The sequence below is a fragment of the Deinococcus wulumuqiensis R12 genome (genome assembly GCF_011067105.1).
In the GTDB taxonomy this organism is placed as follows: Bacteria; Deinococcota; Deinococci; order Deinococcales; family Deinococcaceae; genus Deinococcus; species Deinococcus wulumuqiensis.
This window is the reverse complement of the sequence record NZ_CP049358.1, coordinates 209769-230019: the sequence shown is the minus strand read 5'-3', so window position 1 is coordinate 230019 and position 20251 is coordinate 209769. Positions and strand designations below refer to the sequence as shown.

15 protein-coding genes are annotated in these 20251 nt (G+C 68.7%); 8 read left to right on the top strand and 7 right to left on the bottom strand.

Annotated features, from left to right (window positions below):
• Positions 1-102: 102 nt before the first annotated feature.
• From G6R31_RS14860 to G6R31_RS14830, 7 genes are all read right to left on the bottom strand, one after another.
• Positions 103-531 (bottom strand): chemotaxis protein CheW, encoded by a 429-nt coding sequence (locus G6R31_RS14860; protein ID WP_017870835.1) that lies wholly within the window; start codon positions 529-531, stop codon positions 103-105.
• 5 nt (positions 532-536) lie between these two features.
• Positions 537-896, bottom strand: a complete 360-nt coding sequence (locus G6R31_RS14855; protein WP_017870834.1) for a response regulator — start codon at positions 894-896, stop codon at positions 537-539.
• Between the two features lie 427 nt (positions 897-1323).
• Entirely contained in the window at positions 1324-2874 is a 1551-nt protein-coding gene (gene adh / locus G6R31_RS14850; protein WP_017870833.1) for an aldehyde dehydrogenase, read from the bottom strand.
• Between the two features lie 218 nt (positions 2875-3092).
• Entirely contained in the window at positions 3093-4586 is a 1494-nt protein-coding gene (locus G6R31_RS14845; protein WP_017870832.1) for a tripartite tricarboxylate transporter permease, read from the bottom strand.
• Positions 4587-5111: a tripartite tricarboxylate transporter TctB family protein gene (locus G6R31_RS14840; protein ID WP_025567937.1), complete on the bottom strand. Its 525-nt coding sequence runs from the start codon at positions 5109-5111 to the stop codon at positions 4587-4589.
• A 205-nt stretch (positions 5112-5316) separates the two neighbouring features.
• Positions 5317-6264 carry a Bug family tripartite tricarboxylate transporter substrate binding protein gene (locus tag G6R31_RS14835; protein ID WP_017870830.1) on the bottom strand — a complete coding sequence of 316 codons (948 nt, stop codon included), beginning with the start codon at positions 6262-6264 and terminating at the stop codon, positions 5317-5319.
• A gap of 126 nt (positions 6265-6390) precedes the next feature.
• Positions 6391-7428: an MBL fold metallo-hydrolase gene (locus tag G6R31_RS14830; RefSeq protein ID WP_017870829.1), complete on the bottom strand. Its 1038-nt coding sequence runs from the start codon at positions 7426-7428 to the stop codon at positions 6391-6393.
• 342 nt (positions 7429-7770) lie between these two features.
• On the opposite strand from G6R31_RS14830, the gene pprA reads away from it, so the two are divergent.
• From pprA to G6R31_RS14790, 8 genes are all read left to right on the top strand, one after another.
• On the top strand, positions 7771-8625 hold the full coding sequence (gene pprA / locus G6R31_RS14825) for a DNA repair protein PprA (protein WP_051056495.1): 855 nt from the start codon (positions 7771-7773) through the stop codon (positions 8623-8625).
• A gap of 96 nt (positions 8626-8721) precedes the next feature.
• A complete protein-coding gene (gene lexA, locus G6R31_RS14820; protein WP_017870827.1) occupies positions 8722-9354 on the top strand; it encodes a transcriptional repressor LexA in 633 nt (210 codons plus the stop codon).
• 425 nt (positions 9355-9779) lie between these two features.
• The gene (locus tag G6R31_RS14815; RefSeq protein WP_017870826.1) at positions 9780-11162 is read left to right on the top strand and encodes a vWA domain-containing protein; all 1383 of its coding nucleotides are present in this window, start codon (positions 9780-9782) and stop codon (positions 11160-11162) included.
• 7 nt (positions 11163-11169) lie between these two features.
• The gene (locus G6R31_RS14810; protein ID WP_017870825.1) at positions 11170-12726 is read left to right on the top strand and encodes a protein kinase domain-containing protein; all 1557 of its coding nucleotides are present in this window, start codon (positions 11170-11172) and stop codon (positions 12724-12726) included.
• A gap of 55 nt (positions 12727-12781) precedes the next feature.
• On the top strand, positions 12782-13768 hold the full coding sequence (locus tag G6R31_RS14805; RefSeq protein ID WP_017870824.1) for an FHA domain-containing protein: 987 nt from the start codon (positions 12782-12784) through the stop codon (positions 13766-13768).
• A gap of 1 nt (position 13769) precedes the next feature.
• Entirely contained in the window at positions 13770-15623 is a 1854-nt protein-coding gene (locus G6R31_RS14800) for a protein phosphatase 2C domain-containing protein (RefSeq protein WP_017870823.1), read from the top strand.
• A gap of 13 nt (positions 15624-15636) precedes the next feature.
• A complete protein-coding gene (locus G6R31_RS14795) occupies positions 15637-18648 on the top strand; it encodes a right-handed parallel beta-helix repeat-containing protein (protein WP_017870822.1) in 3012 nt (1003 codons plus the stop codon).
• Between the two features lie 401 nt (positions 18649-19049).
• Positions 19050-20210, top strand: a complete 1161-nt coding sequence (locus G6R31_RS14790; RefSeq protein WP_017870821.1) for an acyl-CoA dehydrogenase family protein — start codon at positions 19050-19052, stop codon at positions 20208-20210.
• Positions 20211-20251: the final 41 nt, after the last annotated feature.

Genomic DNA, 20251 nt, shown 5'->3' with positions numbered 1-20251 from the left:
CTGCGCAGCAGAGCGGATGCGAGTAGGAAAAAATACGGATTCCGCGATATGGATGCACAGGCGGCGCTTTCCCGACTGTGCAGGAATTAAGCGGAATCCGTATCATACGGTTTCCAGGCGGCGCCTGAGGGTGCCGAGCAGCACCTCGGGATTGACGATGTGACCGCGCTGGCCTTCCTGAAAGCTGCCCAGCAAGGTTTCGGGCGACAGCAGGTCCTCTCCCGGGGTCTGGGGGTCTTCGATAAACCCGATCACCTCCTCTACCGGCAGTCCCAGGGCCTGACCCTGGCCGTGAAGCAGCAGCAGCAGCGGCGCGCGCCGGTCGTCGGCAGGGGGGGTGGGCAGGTCCAGCAGGGCGTGCAGGTCGGCCACCGGCACCACGCGGCCCGCAGCGGCGCTCAGGCCCAGCAGGGCGCCGCCGCTGCCGGGCAGCGGGGTCAGGGTGTCCAGCGGGCGCACCTGCCGGGCGACTTCGGCAGGCAGCGCCAGCACGCGCCCGGCGGCCCGGAACAGCAGCAGCGAGTCGCTCACGGCCCTCAGACGTGGCGCGAGAGCAGGGCGGCGACCTGCTCGGGGGTGTAGGGCTTGGTCAGGTAGTCGGCGGCGCCCTGACGCAGGCCCCACTTCACGTCGGTTTCGGCGCTTTTGCTCGACACGATGACGATTTTCAGGCCCGCCGCCGCAGGCAGCTTCTTGAGTGCCCGCAACGTCTCGTACCCGTTGCGCTGCGGCATCACCACGTCGAGCAGCGCCAGATCAGGACGCTCGCGCTCGACCACCGCTTCGGCTTCCAGCGCATCACTGATGCTCACCACCGTATGTCCGGTCGGCCTGAGCGCTTCGGTCATGAAACGGATGTCGGCGGGGGAGTCGTCGATGATCAGAATCTTTGCCATACTTCGGGTTCTCCTTGCAGCGCGGAAGCGTGACCCCAGGTGGTCCAGACCTACATGCCATGTCCGCTGTCTCAAGGAAAGCTAATGAGGACGCTCAGACAAAAGTCTTACACCTTCCGGCGCTGTTCTCAGGAAAATTTGCCGTCCTGCAAGGAATTTTTCCGTACGGGATTTCACATCTTCGGCCAGACGAGATGTGTGGTTCATGGGATTTGCTGAGAAGAGGGCGGGGCCAGAGAACCGCGTCCCTGGCCCCGCTCCTTGGCTTCTGATACGGATTCCGCTTAATTCCTGCACAGTCGGGAAAGCGCCGCCTGTGCATCCATATCGCGGAATCCGTATTTTTTCCTACTCGCATCCGCTCGGATTGAATCTGAAACGACCAGATTCAATCGGAATCCGTATGAGTGTGTTCAGCCCACGTCGCTCAGAAAAAGCCCATCTTGTTGGGGCTGTAGCTCACCAGCAGGTTCTTCGTCTGCTGGTAGTGGTCGAGCATCATGCGGTGGTTTTCGCGCCCGATGCCGCTCTGCTTGTAGCCGCCGAAGGCCGCGTGCGCGGGGTAGACGTGGTAGCAGTTGGTCCAGACTCGCCCCGCCTGAATGCCCCGGCCCATGCGGTAGGCGCGGCTGATGTCGCGGGTCCACAGGCCGGCGCCGAGGCCGTAGAGCGTGTCGTTCGCCAGTTCCAGGGCCTCGGCCTCGTCCTTGAAGGTGGCGGCGGCAAGCACCGGCCCGAAGATTTCTTCCTGGAAAATCCGCATCTTGTTGTGGCCCTTGAAGATGGTCGGCTTGACGTAGAAGCCTTCTTCCAGGCCGCCGCGCACCCCGCGCTCGCCGCCGGTCAGCACCTCGGCGCCCTCGGCGCGGCCTATGTCGAGGTACGACAGAATCTTGTCGAGTTGCTCGGTGCTCGCCTGCGCCCCGATCATGGTCGCCGGGTCGAGCGGGTGGCCCATCGTGATGGCCTCCACGCGTTTCACTGCCCGCTCCATGAAGCGGTCGTAGATGCTTTCCTGAATCAGCGCGCGGCTGGGGCAGGTGCAGACCTCACCCTGGTTGAGCGCGAACATCACCATGCCCTCGATCGCCTTGTCGAGAAAGGCGTCGTCTTCCATCATCACGTCGTCGAAGAAGATGTTGGGCGACTTGCCGCCGAGTTCCAGCGTGACCGGAATCAGGTTGTCCGCGGCGTAGCCCATAATCAGCCGCCCGGTGTTCGTCTCGCCGGTAAAGGCGATCTTGGCGATGCGCGGACTGCTCGCCAGCGGCTTGCCCGCCTCCAGTCCGAAGCCGTTCACCACGTTCACCACGCCGTCGGGCAGCAGGTCGGCGATGAGTTCCATCAGCACCAGGATGCTCGTGGGCGTCTGCTCGGCAGGCTTGAGCACCACCGCGTTGCCCGCCGCCAGGGCCGGGGCGAGCTTCCACACGCCCATCAGAATCGGGAAGTTCCAGGGGATAATCTGCCCCACCACGCCGAGCGGCTCATGAAAGTGGTAGGCGACGGTGCTGTCGTCGATCTGGCTGAGGCCGCCCTCCTGCGCCCGGATGCACCCGGCGAAATAGCGGAAGTGGTCGATGGCGAGCGGCAGGTCGGCGGCCAGCGTTTCGCGCACCGGCTTGCCGTTGTCCCACGTCTCGGCCACGGCCAGCATTTCGAGGTTCTGCTCCATGCGGTCGGCAATCCTGAGCAGGAGGTTGCTGCGCTCGGTCACGCTGGTCCGGCCCCAAGCGGGCGCGGCCCGGTGCGCGGCGTCCAGGGCGAGTTCGATGTCCTCGGCGGTCGAGCGGGCGGCCTGGGTAAACACCTTGCCGTCCACCGGCGAGGCGTTGTCGAAGTACTGCCCCTTCACAGGCGGCACCCACTGCCCGCCGATGAAATTGTCGTAGCGCTTCTTGAACGTGATGACGCTGCCCGGCGTGCCGGGGGTGGCGTACCCCTGGTGCTGCTGGGGCTTTTGTTCGGCGATGGTCATGGGAAAACCTCCTGCGGGGCGAGAAGACGGGAGCGGTAGGTCCTCACGGAAGCAGGCCAGGAACGCGCCGCCGCGTGAGGAGAGCCATCAGGTTGTTTGAACGGTGGCAGTTTAACAGGATTCGGGGCGCAGCAACCGAAAAAGACCCGGCGTGTGACCGGGTCCGGAAGGAGAGGGAGAGAAGGGCAAGGGAGGCGGGACTGGACTGCGTGTAAGGGTTACGTCCGCGCCACGCGTTTTGCGCGTTGGCGCAGGAGGGGCGGCACGGTGATGGCGAGCAGCACCGCCAGCAGAAGGAAGGCCGTGAGCGGCTGCCGGTAGAAGATGCCGAAGTCTCCGTTGCTCTGTTGCAGGGCGGTCCGGAAAAACGACTCTGCCGTCGGCCCCAGGACCACGCCGATGATGGAGGGGGTCACGGGAAAGTCGAAGCGGCGCATGCCGTAGCCGATGACGCCGAAAACGGCGAGCAGGAACAGGTCGAACACCGAGTTGTTCAGGCTGTACACGCCCACCGTACTGAACACCAGAATGGCGGCGTAGAGGTAAGGCCGGGGAATCAGAAGCAGCCGCGCCCACACCGGCGCGAGCGGCAGGTTGAGCAGCAGCAGCATCACGTTGCCGATGTACAGCGAGGCAACCAGGCCCCACACCAGTTCGGGACTGGTCACGAAGAGCAGCGGACCGGGTTGCAGCCCGTACTGCTGAAATGCCGCGAGCAAAATCGCTGCCGTGGCGCTGGTCGGCAGCCCCAGCGTCAGCAGCGGCACCAGCACGCCCGCCGCCGCCGAGTTGTTGGCGGCTTCCGGCCCGGCGACGCCCTCGATGGCGCCTTTGCCGAATTCTTCGGGGTGGTGGCTGAGCTTTTTTTCCAGCGAGTAGCTCAGGAACGTGGGAATCTCGGCCCCGCCCGCCGGCAGCGCCCCGAAAGGAAAGCCCAGGGCCGTGCCGCGCAGCCAGGGCTTCCAGCTGCGGCGCCAGTCCTCGGCCTTGAGGCTGGCGCCGCCTTCGAGCCGGATCACGTCCTGCGTCTTGCGGTAGCGCGAGGCGACATACAGCGTCTCCCCGACCGCGAACAGCCCGATGACGACAGTGACGAACTCGATGCCGTCGAGCAACTCGGGAAAACCCATCGTGTAGCGTGCCTGTCCACTCTGCAAATCGGTGCCGATCAGCCCGATGGCGAGACCGAACATCAGGCTCAGCAGCCCGCGCAGCGGCGAACCGCTGAAGGTCGCGCTGATGGTGACGAAGGCCAGCAGAATCATGGCGAACTTGGCGCCCGGCGGAATCTGCACCGCGACCTCGGCAATGGCCGGGGCGAAAAAGGTCAGCAGAACCGTGCCCAGGGTCCCGGCGATGAAGCTGCCGATGGCGGCTGTGGCGAGTGCCGCCGCTGCCCGCCCGCGCCGCGCCATCTTGTTGCCTTCCAGCGCCGTGATGATGCTGCTCGATTCACCGGGCGTATTGAGCAGGATGGACGTGGTGGAGCCGCCGAACATGCCGCCGTAATAGATGCCCGCAAACATGATGAAGGCGCTGACCGGCTCCAGCGAGGCAGTGACCGGAAGCAGCAGGGCCACCGTCAGCGCCGGGCCGATTCCCGGCAACACCCCGACCAGCGTGCCGAGGGTCACTCCGGCCAGCGCGTACAGGAGGTTGAGGGGACTCAGCGCCGTGCCGAACCCCCCGAGCAAGGCTTGCCACGCGTCCATCTACAGCACCCCTTTCAGCAGGCCAGCGGGCAGGCTCAGTCCCAGCCCACGTGTGAAGAGCACATAGGCGAGCAGCGCCACCAGCAGCGAGACGGCCAGCATGCGCCCGTAACGCCGCTCTCCGAAGGCGTAGGTCACGCTGAAATACATCAGCGCCGTGCCGAAGACGAAGCCCAGCGGCTCAAGCAGCAGCGTGCCCAGCAGCAGCCCGGCCAGGACCACCGCCGGAGCGCCGAGATTGACCGCAGCCTCGGGGTCGGTGTCTTCCTCGGCGCCGGGTTCGGCCCGCTCGCCGCGCAGGGCGCCCACGGTCAGCCAGCCGCCGAGCAGCAGCGTGACGACACTGACCAGCAAAGGAAAAAGACGTGGCCCGACCACGGCATTGATGCCGAAGGGAATACGGAAGGCGCCGAGCAGCAGCGCCAGACCCGTCAGTACGGTGCCCAGGGCCACCAGCAGGTCCGGCACACTGACGCCGCGCACCGGGGGCGCAGGTGAAGTCGAGGAAGGGGGGGGATTCGTCATTGGAAAGTCTCCGGCAGCGCCTGGGGGCGTGAACACAGGGGGAGCGTGGTTTGCGGTAAAAGCTGTGGATTGACTGTGCTGCGGTGGGTCAATTGCGCTGACAAAGCGCTGCGGGACCGGTATGGCGCCAGCGAAAGCCGCGTCCAGTCCACAAGAAGGCAAGGCGTGGGCGAGTGGCCGCACACCTTGTCCTGAGCACTCGGCCTTACTTCACCAGGCCGATATCTTTGAGGACGCCTTTGACACGGGCCGCCTCGGTCTTGAGGAACACGTCGTAGCGGCTGCCGCTCATGTACAGGTCCGTCCAGCCGCGTGACTTGAGCAGGTCCTTCCAGGCTTTGCTGGCGTGCATCTTGTCCATCGCACTGACCAGCGCGGCTTTTTCGGCAGCGCTCAGGCCGGGAGGTGCCACCACGCCGCGCCAGTTGGCCAGCTCCACGTTCAGGCCCTGCTCCTTGAAGGTCGGAGCGCTGATACCCGCCTGACGCTTGCCGGAACTGATGCCCAGCACACGCAGCTTGCCCGCCTTGACCTGGGCCTCGAACTCGCCGTAGCCCGCGACGCCCCCCGCCACCTGGTTGCCCAGCACCGCCGCGAGGGTTTCCCCGCCGCCACTGAAGGGAACATAGTTGATCTTGCGGGGGTTGATGCCGGCGGCCTTGGCGAGCAGGCCGACCAGCATGTGGTCGGTGCCGCCCGCGCTTCCGCCGGCGATGGCGAGGCCGTTGTTGGCTTTCCAGGCCGCCGCGAAGTCGTTCATGGACTTGTAGGGGCTGCTGGCGGGAACGACCAGCACCTCGTATTCCCCGGTGAGGCGGGCAATCGGGGTGACGCGGCTGAGGTCCACTTTGGACCCGTTGGTCAGCACCGCGCCGACCATGACCAGCCCCATCGTCATCAACTGGTTGCCGTCGCCCTTGGCGTTGTAAAGCTGCGCCAGGCCGATGGTGCCGCCCGCGCCGGGAACGTTGAACACCTGCACGGGCCGCGCGATGCGCTCACCCTGCAACACCGTCTGCATGGCGCGGCTGGTCTGGTCCCAGCCTCCCCCCGGGCTGGCGGGCGCCATGATGCGCAGGTTCATGGACTGCGCCCCGGCGACGGGAAGAAGGGCGATGAGCGAAAGGGCGAGAGCCTTGGAGCTGTGCTTCATAGGATTCTCCTGGGGCGCAACGAGGGCGCAGACGGAATTGTGGGTGTCAGCTTTATACAGCAGGGCCTGACCCCAGGGTGCGTCGCCTGTGGTCTAGAGCAGTTGAGGGGCCTGTGAAGCTGCGCTCTACTGGCCGGAAGGAACGCTGGACACTCGCCGGTACGTCCACCGCTCGCCGTCCTGGGTTTCATGCAGCTCGCCGCGCTCCGTCAGGTACTCCACGAGCGCCGCCGTCTGGTCGAGCAGCAGCAGCGCCTGGGCCGGGCGCAGCCGGGGATGGAGGGCGCAGGTCAGCTCGTAGATGGTCTGCGGCTCGCTGACGGCGCCGAGCACCCCACGCAGCTTGTCATCGTAGCGGCGGCGCAGAAAGTCCACGCGTCCGCGCCAGTCGGGCATCGGCTCGTCGTGGCTGCCGAGCGCGAGGTCGACGCCCTCCAGCGTTTCGATGCGGTCCAGCGACGCGAGGTATGGCCCCAGCCCGCTGCCCGGCAGCATCCACCCCGGCATCAGCGGCGGCGAGTTGCGCGGCAGCAGGTGGTCGGCGCTCAGCAGCACCTCGCCGAGCCGCAGGCAAATCTGTGCGCCGTCGTGCCCCGGCGTGTGCAGCACCGTAAAAAGCCCGTCGAGCGTGTCGCCGTCTTGCAGCGCCGTCTCCACCTTCACCCCGGACGGACTCATCAGGCTGCCCGCCCGCCGCCGCAGCCGCGCCGCGTACTCGCCCTCGGGCACACCGAGCCGCGCGAGCATGGCGTCCGCCCCCAGCTTGAACGCCTCGGCGCGGCGCCCCGGCTCCTCGATGACCGCCGCTGCCAGCGCATGTGCTGCCACCGGAGCCGCCGTCAGCCCGCGTACGAAGGGCAGCCCGCCCACATGGTCCGGGTGCGGGTGGGTGATGACGATGCGCGAAAGGGTGGCCCACTGCCACGCCTCCCCGAAGTTTTCGCGCACCTGCCTCAGCCCGTCCAGCAAGCCCTGCTGGCTGACCCCGGAGCTGCTGCCGGTGTCGATCAGCGCCGTGTAGGTCGGCTGCTCCGGCGCTCCGACCAGCACCAGAAAGACATTGACCCGGAGGTGCTCGAACGCCTGAATCCCGACGGTGTAGAGTCTGGCGCCGCTGGCGGTGACGTGGCGGGTGACGGTGGGAACGGCGGAAACGGCGGGCACGGCCCCACTCTAGTCCCGGCGCCGGGACGCGGGCACGGGCGCGGCAGACAGGCGAACGCGCCCGCGATGTGGCACCCTGAGACACGGCGTTTTTCACACCCATTCCTGCCCCATCCCCCGGTTTGGGGGACGAAATCCGTATCATGCGGATTCCGATTGAATCCAGCAGATTTCTGGATTCAATCCGACTGAAAGGAGTAGGAAAAGATACGGATTTCGCGATATGGATGCACAGGCGGTGTAGTTCCGACTGTGCAGGAATTTAGCGGAATCCGTATCAGGCGCTACGCGAGCACCTTACCCCTGGCCTTTTCAATCTGTTCAGGGCATAATGTGGGGAAGATGGCAAGGGCTAAAGCGAAAGACCAGACGGGCGGGAACTACGCCGCCTTCGACACCTTGATGAGCACGGCGGGCGTGGACAGCCAGATTGCCGCGCTCGCCGCGAGCGAGGCCGACGCGAGTACGCTCGACGCGGCGCTGACGCAGTCCCTGCAAGAAGCGCAGGGGCGGTGGGGCCTGGGGCTGCACCACCTGCGTCACGAGGCGCGGCTGACCGACGACGGCGACATCGAAATCCTGACCGATGGCCGCCCCAGTGCCCGCGTGAGCGAGGGCTTCGGCACGCTGGCGCAGGCCTACGCGCCCATGCAGGCGCTCGACGAACGCGGCCTGAGCCAGTGGGCGGCGCTCGGCGAAGGCTACCGCGCCCCCGGCGACCTGCCGCTGAACCAGCTCAAGGTCCTCATCGAGCACGCCCGCGACTTCGAAACCGACTGGTCGGCGGGGCGCGGCGAAACCTTCCACCGCGTCTGGCGCAAGGGCGACACCCTGTTTGTCGAGGTGGCCCGGCCCGCTTCCGCCGAGGCCGCGCTCTCCGACGCCGCCTGGGACGTGATCGCCAGCATCAAGGACCGGGCCTTTCAGCGTGAGTTGATGCGCCGCAGCGAGAAGGACGGGATGCTCGGCGCCCTGCTCGGTGCCCGGCACGCCGGAGCCAAAGCCAACCTCGCGCAGCTTCCCGAGGCGCACTTCACGGTGCAGGCGTTCGTGCAGACCCTGAGCGGGGCCGCCGCCCGCAACGCCGAGGAATACCGCTCGGCCCTGAAAACCGCCGCCGCCGCGCTGGAGGAATACCAGGGCGCGACCACCCGCCAGCTGTCCGAGGTGCTGCGGCACGGCCTGCGCGAAAGCTGAAGCGGAACGGTGGGGGGCGGGGTCCGGAAGCGTCTTCCGGGCGCCGCCTGCCTGTCTCTTGACCCGTGACAAGAAGTGCGGCAGACTACACCGACCATGCCGCCTGAACTCACGCCCACCCGCCGCTCCATTCTGCAAGTCACCCTGCGTCTGGGCGCGGGCGCCACGGCGGGACAGGTGGCGCACGAGGTGGGCATCACCAAGCAGGCGATCAGCCAGCAGGTGAACATCCTGCGCAAGCTGGGCTACCTGCACCCCGCCGAAACCCGGTACGGTCCCCTTCAGGCCACCGACAAGGCGCGGGCGGCGCTGGGCGAGGGGCTGCCCATCTACGGCCAGATTGCCGCCGGGGTGCCGGCCCTGGCCGAGCAGTCGCCGGAAGATTTTACCCCCAGCATCGAGGCGCTGCTGGGCCTGAAAGCGGGCGACTTCCTGCTCAAGGTGCGCGGCGAGAGCATGACCGGCATCGGCGTGATGGACGGCGATTACGTGGTCGTGCGCCCCACCCCCGAGGTCCATGACGGCGAGGTGGCGGTGGTGCTCGTGCCCGGTGAGAACGCCGCGACCCTCAAGCGGCTGTACCACTTCGGGCAGGACATCATCCTGATGAGCGAGAACCCCGCCATGCCGCGCATGTCCTTTCCCGCCGAACAGGTGCAGGTGCAGGGCCGGATGGTGGGCCGCGTCGGGGTGGGGGCGCCGCGTGTCAGCCACCGCGTGACCGAGTAGGGGCGGGCCACACGTAGAGAAGGGGGAGAGGGGAGGCTTCGGCTCCTGCTGCGCCGGGGTTCCAGGTCGGGGCCGCTTGCCGGAACGGGCAGGGGTCAGGTCAACACTCCTGATACAGATTCCGCTTAATTCCTGCACAGTCGGGAAAGCGCCGCCTGTGCATCCATATCGCAGAATCCGTATTTTTTCCTACTCGCATCCGCTCTGCTGCGCAGCTTTGCAAGTCGGATTGAATCTGAAACTACCAGATTCAATCGGAATCCGTATGATCCCTCTAGCGGTCGAATTGCCCAGTCTGAGCGATGAACCCCGAGTGGAGCGTCTTGCAAAGCTGCGAAGCAGAGACGGACTAAAAATCAGTGCCTTTCTGAAGTTCCCCCGACACCTATACTTGCCCACAGATTTGCCCCCAAGGAGCGCTGAAGATGCTAGAGGCCAAACTGAAACCCCACCGTGAATACCTGCTCGCCCAGTCGGCGGGGCAAAAACTCTTTCTGACGCTGACCGTCAAGCCCACCGCCGAGGCGCGGCAGGCCCGCCCCGACCTGAGCGTGGTGTTCGTGGTGGACACGTCCGGTTCCATGCGCGAGGTCGTGACCGAACCCACCGAGCGCACCGGGCGCACCACCCAGGTGGACGGCCAGATGTACGAGGTCGTCCGGGGCGGCAAGAACAAGATGCAGATCGTGATCGAGGCGCTGCGCGGCATCGTGACCTCCAACCTCGTGAGGCCGGGCGACCGCCTCGCGCTGGTGAAGTTCGACGACACCGCCGAGGTGCTGGTGCCGTTCATCGCCGCCAGCAACCAGGCGCAGCTCGCCGCCGCCGTGGAAAAGCTCGACTGGTACTCGGGCGGCACCCACATGGGCGCGGGAATGCGGGCCGGGGCCTCGCTGCTCACGAGCGAGAGCGGCAGCCGCCGCATGGTGCTGCTCAGCGACGGGCAGACCTTCGACGCGCCGCTGGTCGAGGAGCAGGTGGGCGCCCTGGCCGGGATGCAGGTGCCGGTGACGGTGGTCGGCGTGGGCGACGAGGTCAACGCCGACCTGCTGACCTCCATCGCCGACCGCACGCAGGGCCAGCCGCTCGACATCGTCCCCGACACGCAAAACCCGCAGCCCCCCGCCATTCGCGCTTCCGAGCTGCCCGCCGCGCTGCTGGGCGACCTGCAAAAAGCCGCCGCCGAGGTGGTTACGGGCGTTTCTCTCTCGGTGCGCACCGTCAAGGACGTGGTGCTGGAGCGCGTCACCCGCGTGCAGCCCACCCAGACCGAGGTGGCGCTGCGGACCGACGGGCCACTGCCGCTGGGCAACGTGGACGCGAGCAGCGGGGCGACCTTCGTGCTGGAATTCACCCTGCCGGGGCGCCCGGCGACGAAAATGCGTCTCGCGCAGCTGGGCCTGACCTACGAGGTGCCCGGCGCGAACTACCGGGGCGAGATTCCCCCGCTGGACGTGGTGGTGGAATTCACCGGCGAGGAAGCCCTGGCCGCCCGCATCGACCCCGAGGTGATGGGCTGGGTGCAGCAGCGCAACATCGAAGGGCTGGTCGCGCAGGCCACCCGCGAGGCCGGCCAGAACCCCGAACAGGCCGCCAAGACGCTGGAACAGGCCCGCGCCATGACCCAGCGCCTCGGCAACGGCGCCATGACCCAGGCCCTGGACCGCGCCATCGGCGAACTCGGCAGCTCCAAGACCATCAGCCTCGGGACCGCCAAGACCCTCAAGATCGGCGCCAAGACCCAGACCCTGAGCAGCGACGCCGCCCTGCCGTCCGACGAGGACATTCGGCGCATGACCGGAGCCTGAGGGCCGGGTGACCGCGCCTGCCAGCTGCCCCTTTTGTGGCTCGCCCGCCGCGCCCGGCGACAGCGTGTGCCGGGTCTGCGGAGCGGCCCTGGGCCAGGGCGGGGCCACCGCGCTGCTGACCCTGCCGCCCGGCACCAGTTTGCAGGGCGGGCAGTACGTGCTCGACCGGGTGCTCGGGCAGGGCGGCTTCGGCATCACCTACGATGCCCGCGACACCCGGCTGGGCATGCGGGTGGCCGTCAAGGAGCTGTTCGTGGACGGCTCGACCCGGCGCGGCCTGAACGTCGTGCCCCCGCTCAGCCAGGGGGCCGAGGTGTTCGCGGCCACCCGGCGCGGCTTTCTGGAAGAGGCGCAGGTGCTCGCCCGCTTTGGCGACCCCAGCATCGTGCGGGTGCTGAACTATTTCGAGGAACACGGCACCGCCTACCTCGTCATGGAGTTTCTGGAAGGCGAGACGCTGGGCGAGGCGATTGTCAAGCGGGGGCCGCTGCCGCCGCTCGTCGCCGCGCAGGTGGCCGACTCGGTGGCGCACGCGCTGGAAGTCGTTCACGCCGCCGGGCTGCTGCACCGCGACATCAAGCCCGACAACATTTTTCTGCACCGCACGGGCCGCATCGTCCTGATCGATTTCGGCTCGGTGCGGGCCTTCGACAGTGGCAAGACGGTGTCGCACACCCGGCTGGTCACGCCCGGGTACGCGCCGCTGGAGCAGTACAGCAGCGCGGCCAAGTTCGGGCCGTACACCGACCTGTACGCGCTGGGGGCCACGCTGTTTCACGCGCTGACCGGGCAGATGCCGCCCGCCGCCACCGACCTCTCGCTCGGCACGCCGCTGCCGCCGCTGCCTGCCGCGACCCCGTCCAACCTGCGCGAAGCCGTGCTGAGCTGCATGGCCCCGCGCATCGAGCAGCGCCCCCAGAGTGCCCAGGCCCTGCGGCGCATCCTGCGCGGCGAGGGCGGCGCGAAGGTGGCCCCCGCGCCTGCGCCGCCGCCCAGGGTTCAGCCTCAGCCCGTGCGCCCGGTTCCCGTGCCGCCTGCTCCCGTACCGTCCCCCCAGTCGGGCGGCAAAGCGTCGGGCGGCAAGGCGGACCGCGAGATGCAAAAGCGGCTGCGTGAACTGGCGAAGCAGGCCCAGCGCGAAGCGAAGCGGCAGACCCGGCGCCCGCCGCCCCCGGCTCCGGTGCCCCTGCCCCCTCCCTTGCCGCTGCCCCCTTCGCCTGTTCCCCAGCGGGACGGCACGCTGGGGCGGCGGATGGTCGTGCTCGCTGCCACGCTGCTCGGCGCTCTGGCGGGCGGGGCGCTGGTGTTCCAGACCCCGGAGTGGCAGGTGCTTCCCTCGCCCGAAGTCAGTGTGCTGGCAGGCGCCGGGGCCGGAGCGGTGGCCGGGCTGGTGCTCGGGCTGCTGCTGTGGTGGGCGCTGCCGGTGGTGCTGCCGGTCTTCGCGGCGGGGGTCGTCTACGGCGTATCTCAAAACCTTGGCTATAGGCCACCCACTGTGATTGCCGCGAGCGTCGCCGCTATCGTGGCTTCGCTCATCCTGATGCGGCTGATTCGGCGCATCTGAACGCACGTTTCGTCTTTTCCTCGCTCCCCCCCCACTCAGCCCCAGGAGGCCCCCCATGAGCATCACCTGCGAAGTTTGCGGCACCGTCAACCCCACCGGCACCCAGTTCTGTGAAGGCTGCGGCGTGGAACTCAAAGCGAGCACCGCCGCCGAAACCGCGACCCCGGCCGCCGCGACCCCGGCCGCCATGAGCACGGACGCCATGAGCACGGACGCCATGAGTACGGGCACCGTCAGCCAGCCCGACCTCGGGTCGCCCACCCTGCCCCCGGCGCCCAGCATCCCCGACGCCCCGGTGATGCCCACGCCCACGCTGGACTCGCAGGCGAGCGTGCCGAGCGGCCTGGAAGCGCCCCTGACCGACAGCGGGATGGGCACTCAGGACGGCATGACGACAGGAACGGGCACGACCGACGAAACCGTTCCGGCAGCGCCCACCGCGACCCCGGTGATGGACGAGTCGGTGCCCGCCGACACTGGCGCCAACGAGGTGGAGTCCGCGCCCAGCGGCACCGAAACTGAAGCCGCCCCCACCGTCAACCCCGACCTGACGAGCACCGCCGACGCCCCGCTGACCGACGCCGCCGTGAGCGCCAACGCGCCCGCGATGGCCAACCCCGAGGGGGCGGCGATGGAAACGGCGAGCACCGAGACTCCCGCTGCGGCCGCCGCTCCTGCCGAGTCGGGCACCCTGCGCACGGGTGAGGCCAAACTGGGCATCAAGAAGTTCGGCAACGCGACGGGCGACTTTATTCCGCTTCAGGGCGAGCGGCTGATGGTGGGCCGTTTCGACGCTTCCAGCGGCCCGGTGGACATCGACCTGTCGTCCCTACCGGGGGCCGAGCACATCTCGCGCCACCACGCCGAGCTGTACCGCGAGGGCGGGCAGTGGTTCGTGCGTGACCTCGGCTCCACCAACGGCGTGTTCGTGCGTAAGGGCAGCCAGAGCGCCTTCTCGCCCCGCCTGCAGGAACCGACCGCCCTGACGGACGGCGACGAACTCGCCTTCGGCAACCTGATGCTGACCTTCCACCAGGACTGATGTGAACGAAAACAACCCGCGCATTGACATCCATTTCGGCGAGGGCGCGAGCGAGACGGCCCCCGAGTCTGCCCCGGCCCCGGAAAGCGCCCCGCCCGCCGAGCTGCCGCAAACGCTGGTGGTGAGCGCTGACCCGGACGCCGTGACCGACAGCCCGGTGTCGGGGGCCGCCACGACAGAGCCGGACGCGGCCTTCACCCCCGAGGACAAGGCCATCAACCGCTTCGAGAGCGAGAGTCCGGCGCCCGACCCCGAGGAGTGGGAGGCGCAGGTGCCGGCCACGGACGCCGCCGAAGCCCCCGCAGAGGAAGCGGCAGACGTGGCCCTGCCGACTGAACCTGTCGCCGCTGCGCCTGTGGAAGACGCGGTGCCGAGTGGGGCGCCCGCTCCGCAGGCCGGCGTCACCGACGACCTGGAAGAACAGGTCTACGAACCCAGCGTGCCGGTGCAGGGGCCGCAGCCGGGGGACGTGCTGGGCGACTGGACGCTGCAGAGCGACCTCGGGCGCGGCTGGTTCACGGCGCAGGCGGCGGGCGAGACGCAGGCCCACACGGTCTACGTTCGCCCCGACCCGCAGTGGGCGGCCCTGCGCCCCCACGTGCTGCTGCCCCACACCCGGCCCAGCGGCGCCGTGCAGGTGGTGGACCCGGTGGCCGGTGAAGCGCTGCCCGCCACGTTGCCGCCCGCGCAGGCGCTGGGGTACGTCGCCGACCTCGCCCGCCTGCTGTTCGCAGTGGAAAAGCAGGGCTACGCGCTCACCGACCTCGACCCGCAGCACCTTTTGGACGGGGAGGATGGCCTGAAACTGCGTCTGCCCCCCCGCGTGGTGCGGCTGGGAGAAGCGGACCCCGGCGCCCTGCGCGACGGGCTGACGGCACCCGAGGTGCTCGCCGGGCAACCGGCCGACGGGTCGGCGGGCGTCTACCTGCTCGGCGCGGTGCTCTACCGCTGGCTGACCGGACAGACGCCGCCCCCCGGTGGCCCCTCGCTGCTCGAACTCGGCAGCCTGAAGGAACCGGGCGTGCCGCAACTGCTCGCGGGCATGCTGGCGCCCGCGCCGGTGCGGACCCGCCCCCAGGAACTGCTCACGGCCCTCGCTCGCCTCAACGCCGCGCCGCTGCCCGCCTACCGGGTGGCCGCCCGCACCACGGTGGGCCTCAACCCCGACCGCCCCGCCAACGAGGACGCCTACGGCTTCCGGCAGTACCAGCTCGAATCCGACGCCGAGGAAACGCTCGTGTTGCGGGCCTGTGTCTCCGACGGCATGGGCGGCATGGCGGCGGGCGAGGTGGCGAGCCGGGCGGCGGTGCAGGCCTTCCTGAACTCGACCCAGCCCGACCTGCCCGGACAGGTCTGGGACGCGAACGCGGCGGTGCTGGCGGCCATGGACGGCAGAGACGGCGGCTGCACCATCAGCGGCGTCGAGATTCGCGGCCATGAGCTGCAGCTCGGGCACGTGGGCGACACCCGCGCTTACCTGAGAGACGGTGGCGAGGTGCGGCAGCTCAGCCAGGACCACTCCTTTGTCGCGGCGATGGTCGCCAGCGGCCAGATGACCCCCGAGGAAGCCCAGGTCAGCCCCGAACGCAACAAGGTGCTGCGCTCGCTGGGCAGCCTGCGCCAGCCGCAGCCCGACTACGTGCAGACGCTCGCCGCGCCGCTGGCGTTGCCGGTGGGCAGCCGCGTGCTGCTCGTCAGCGACGGGGTGTGGGGCGAAGTGCAGCCCGCCACCCTGACCGAACTGCTGCTCAGCGAAGCCGACCCGCAGGCGCTGGTGGACCGCCTGATTCAACTTTCGCTGGACGCGGGGGCGCCCGACAACGCCACCGCGCTGGTCATCGAGAGAACGGCGTGAGGGAGCGCCCCTTATGACCTGTCCCACCTGCGGCTCGGCGGTTCCGGCGGGCGCCGTCACCTGTCCCATCTGCGGCTCGCCGCTGGGCGGCCACAGCCAGACGCTGCCGCCCGGCACCACCCTCGCGGGCGGCAAGTACCGGCTGGACAAGGTGCTGGGGCAGGGCGGCTTCGGCATCACTTATCTCGCGTCCCAGACGCAGCTCGGCGCCCGAATCGCCATCAAGGAGCTGTTTCCGAGCGGGTCCACCCGGCAGAGCGGCAAGTACGTGCTGCCGCCTGCGGGCACCGACCCGGCGGGCTGGGCGCAGACCAAGCAGGACTTCACGGCGGAGGGCCGCACGGTCGCCCGCTTCAACCACCCCGACATCGTGCGGGTCATGGACCTGTTCGAGGAAAACGGCACGGCCTACCTCGTCATGGAGTTTCTGGAGGGGCAGACCCTCGGCAGCGCCATCGAAAAGCGCGGGCCGCTGCCTCCCGACGAGGTGGTCAACATCGCCCGGCGCATCCTCGGCGCCCTGAGCGTGGTGCACGGCGCGGGGATGCTGCACCGAGACATCAAGCCCGACAACGTCTATCTGGACAAGGCGGGGCGCACGGTCCTGATCGACTTCGGCTCGGCCCGCGACTTCGCGGCGGGGCAGACGATGAGCCACACCCGGCTGGTCACGCCCGGCTACGCGCCGCTGGAGCAGTACAGCAGCTCGGCCAAGTTCGGGCCGTACACCGACATCTACGCGCTGGGCGCCACCCTTTACCACGCCCTGACCGGCCACGCGCCGACCCCGGCCACCGACCGGACGATGGGCACGCCGCTCGCGCCGCTGCCGCCCGGCACGCCCCCGGCGCTGCGCGAAGCCATCGAACGCAGTCTGGCCGTCAAGATCGACGAGCGCCCGCAAAGCACCCAGGAGGTCATGGCGCTGCTCAGTCAGGTGTCGGTGGCGCCGCAGGCCGCGCCCGCGCCTCCGGTTTCCCGGCCCACGCCGCAGACCCCCACACCTCCCAGGGCGCCGCAGCCGGTCCCGCAGCGGCAACCTCAGCCACCTTCTCCCTTTCCGCAGCGCCAGCCACAGCCGCAGGCCCAGCGGCGCCGGGGGCCGGGGTGCGGGTGCCTGTTTCCGCTGCTGCTGCTCGGCGGCCTCGCGCTCTACGGCATGAACGCCCTGGGGCCGATTCTGTCGGAGATCACCCCGGAACAGACCCGGACAGAAACGACCACCACGACCGAGCAGACCCGCACCGAGACGCCGACCCCCGCGCCCAGCGAGGACTCCGGCAACGACTCCTCTTCGGAAGGCTGGGAAGGCGGCGCCCCGATTGACCTGGGCCTGCCGGGAACCAGCGGCGAATCGGAGACTGGTGAATCGGAGGCTGGCCAATCGGAGGCTGGCGCAACCGAGACCGAATCTGGGGACGGGAGTGGAGAAGCGGCGCAGGGTACGGCCACCCCCGAAACTGTCCCGACTCCGACCCCGGCCCCGACTCCAACTCCGGCCCCCGACACCGTCAGCACCCCCCCGGCCAGCGGCGAAGTCGTCGTCACGGCGCCGAATGTCGACCTGCGCTCGGCGGCGGACGCAGCTTCGGCCAGCCTGGGCACGCTGGCGGCAGGCAGTACGGTGCAGCTCCTCCAGACCCAGGACGGCTGGTACGAGGTCCAGACGGCGAGCGGGCAGCGCGGCTGGGTCAGTGCTCAGGTGGCCCTGCCCGTCGTGGGCGCCGAGGCCCTGCAAGCGTTGCAGGCGGCGGCCACCCAGGGCGGCGACGTGCAGCTCGCCCCCGGTGTCTACCGCCTTGAGGGGCCGCTGGTGCTGGCGCAAACTGTCCGCCTGACCGGAGCCGGGCGTGACCGCACCTGGATCACCTCGGCGGCGGGCGGCGCGGTGCTGACCACCCGGGGCGACGTGACCCTGAGGGGCGTCACGGTGCAGTGGGCCGGGCAGACCCCGGGGCAGGTGCTGCTCGCCGAGGGCGGCGCCGTCACCCTGCGGGAATCCCGACTGACCGGCGGCGTCCGTGACGAGGCGGGCGTGGGGCTGGGCAGCGGCCTGTCGCTGACCCAGGGCGCGCAGGGCGACGTGCAGGACAGCGAACTGTCCGGCAACGCCTACGGCGCCTCGGTCAGCGATACGGCGCGGCTCAAGGTGGCCGGAAGCAACCTGAGCGACAATGCCCTCGGCGGGGCCGTCTTTCAGGACAGTTCGGGCGGCGAGGTGCGCGGCAGTTCGCTGGACCGCAACGGCGAACACGGCCTGACGGTGCGCCACACGGCGGCCCCGGTGGTCGTGGACTCGCTGCTGCGGGACAACGGCGGGCGCGGCCTGAGCGTGGAAGGACAGGCCCGCCCCACCGTCAAGCGCACGACCGCCAGCGGCAACAAGGGGCAGGGCGTCGGCGTGCAGGACGAGGCGCAGCCACAACTGAGCGGCAACAAATTCAGCGACAACGGCCAGGGCGTCGCTTACTTCGGCAGCGCCGGGGGCCGCGCCAGCGAGAACGAGCTGAGCGGCAACGGGGTGGGCATAGCGGTGGAAGGCCGCGCCGCACCCGACCTGCGCACCAACGTGATTCGGGGCAGCCGCGACGCGGGCCTGACCTACTCCGGGCAGGCGGGCGGCACGGCGAGCGGCAACACGGTCACCGGCAGCGCCAAACCCGGCATCTCGCTGTGGGGAGAAGCGCGCCCCACCCTGACGGGCAACGTCGTGCAGGGCGGCGCCCAGAGCGGCCTCGTCTTTGCCGAGCAGTCGGGCGGCACCGTAACCGACAACGAGGTGCTCGGCAACGCCCTGAACGGTCTGGTCGTCAGTGACCGGGCGGCGCCCGAAGTTCGCGACAACACCTTTCAGGACAACGGCGAGGCGGCCCTCGTCTACAAAGGTGAAGCGGGAGGCCGGGTCAGCGGCAACACCTGCCAGGGCAACGGCAGCGACGCCATCGAGTTGCAGCTGACCAACGTGCTGGCCGGGCCGGACCTGACGGCGGCGACCTGCTCGGTCAAGACGCAGGTCAACTGGTAATACCGCTTTGAAAAATAGTTTGGGTATCCAAACTGTTTTTCCGAGCGGAGCGAGTAAAAGACAGTACGGAAATGAACGGCGCGGAAGAGATGGCGGCGCTTTTCCGACATCTCTGAAGAAGAGTTCATTTCCGTATAAGTCCTGTTCGTCCGGTCAACAGCGTTACAGGGCAGGCCCTCATCCTCAGCGGTGGGGGCCTGCCTGCTGCCTGTGATTCGAGCCTCCTGGGGCGCCCCGTCTCGGCCCGGCGAAGCACCGAACGTATCGCAGCCTATAAAAGCGGTTGGACATCCGGCAGCCGCTCTCCTACAGTGGGGGCCGTTTCACGCCCAGTTCGCTCGCTGTCTGTCCTGGCCCCCGCCCACGCGGTCGCCGTCGCCTTTTCCCAGGAGAATGCCCCGATGTTCGATTACTTCAGGATGCTCGACCTCGTCACCCCCGACGAGCGCGATATTCACGCCGCCACCCGCAAATTCGTGGACGCCGAAATCACGCCGCACATCGGGGAGTGGTGGGAACACGAATCGGCCCCCACCCGCGAGCTGATGCGCAAGATGGGGTCGCTGGGGCTGCTCGGCCCGACCACGCCCGAGCAGTACGGCGGCGCGGGCACGTCCCACACGGCCTACGGCCTGATCTGTTACGAACTCGAACGCGCCGACAGCGGCCTGCGCAGCGCGGCGAGCGTGCAGGGCAGTCTGGTCATGCATCCCATCAACGCCTACGGCAGCGAGGAACAGAAAAAGCAGTGGCTTCCGGGGCTGGCCTCGGGCGAACTGATCGGCTGCTTCGGCCTGACCGAACCCGACGGCGGCTCCGACCCCGGTGCCATGCGCACCCGCGCCCGCAAAGACGGCGGCGACTACGTGCTGAGCGGCAGCAAGATGTGGATTACCAACAGCCCGCTGGCCGACGTGGCGGTGGTGTGGGCCAAGGACGATGAGGACGTGATTCGCGGCTTTATCGTTCCGCGTGACGCCAAGGGGTTTTCCACCCCCAAGATCGGCCACAAGATGAGCCTGCGGGCGTCCACCACCGGGGAAATCGTGCTGGACGACTGCCGCATTCCGGCGCAGAACCTGCTGCCGGGCAGCCGGGGCCTCAAGTCGCCGCTCGGCTGCCTCACCTCGGCCCGTTCGGGCATCGCCTGGGGCGCGATGGGGGCGCTCGAAAGCGTGCTGAGCGCCAGCCTGGACTACGCGGGCAGCCGCACCACCTTCGGTCGGCCCATCGCCGCCCGGCAACTCGTGCAGGAAAAACTGACCTGGATGGCGACGCAGCACTCGCTCGGCAGCCTGCTCGCCTGGCGCCTGGGGAACCTCAAGGACGCCGGCCAGATGAACTACGCGCAGGTCAGCGTCGCCAAACGCAACAACGTGCGCGTGGCCCTCGAAGGTGCCCGCATGGCCCGCGAAATTCACGGCGGCAACGGCATCACCACCGAGTACCCGGTGATTCGCCACATGCTCAACCTCGAAACGGTGGACACCTACGAGGGCACCCACGACATCCACACCCTCATCGTGGGACGCGACCTGACCGGGCAAAACGCGCTGGAGTGACCGGGCAGGCCGGACACAGGCGGATATATTCACGGCATGTC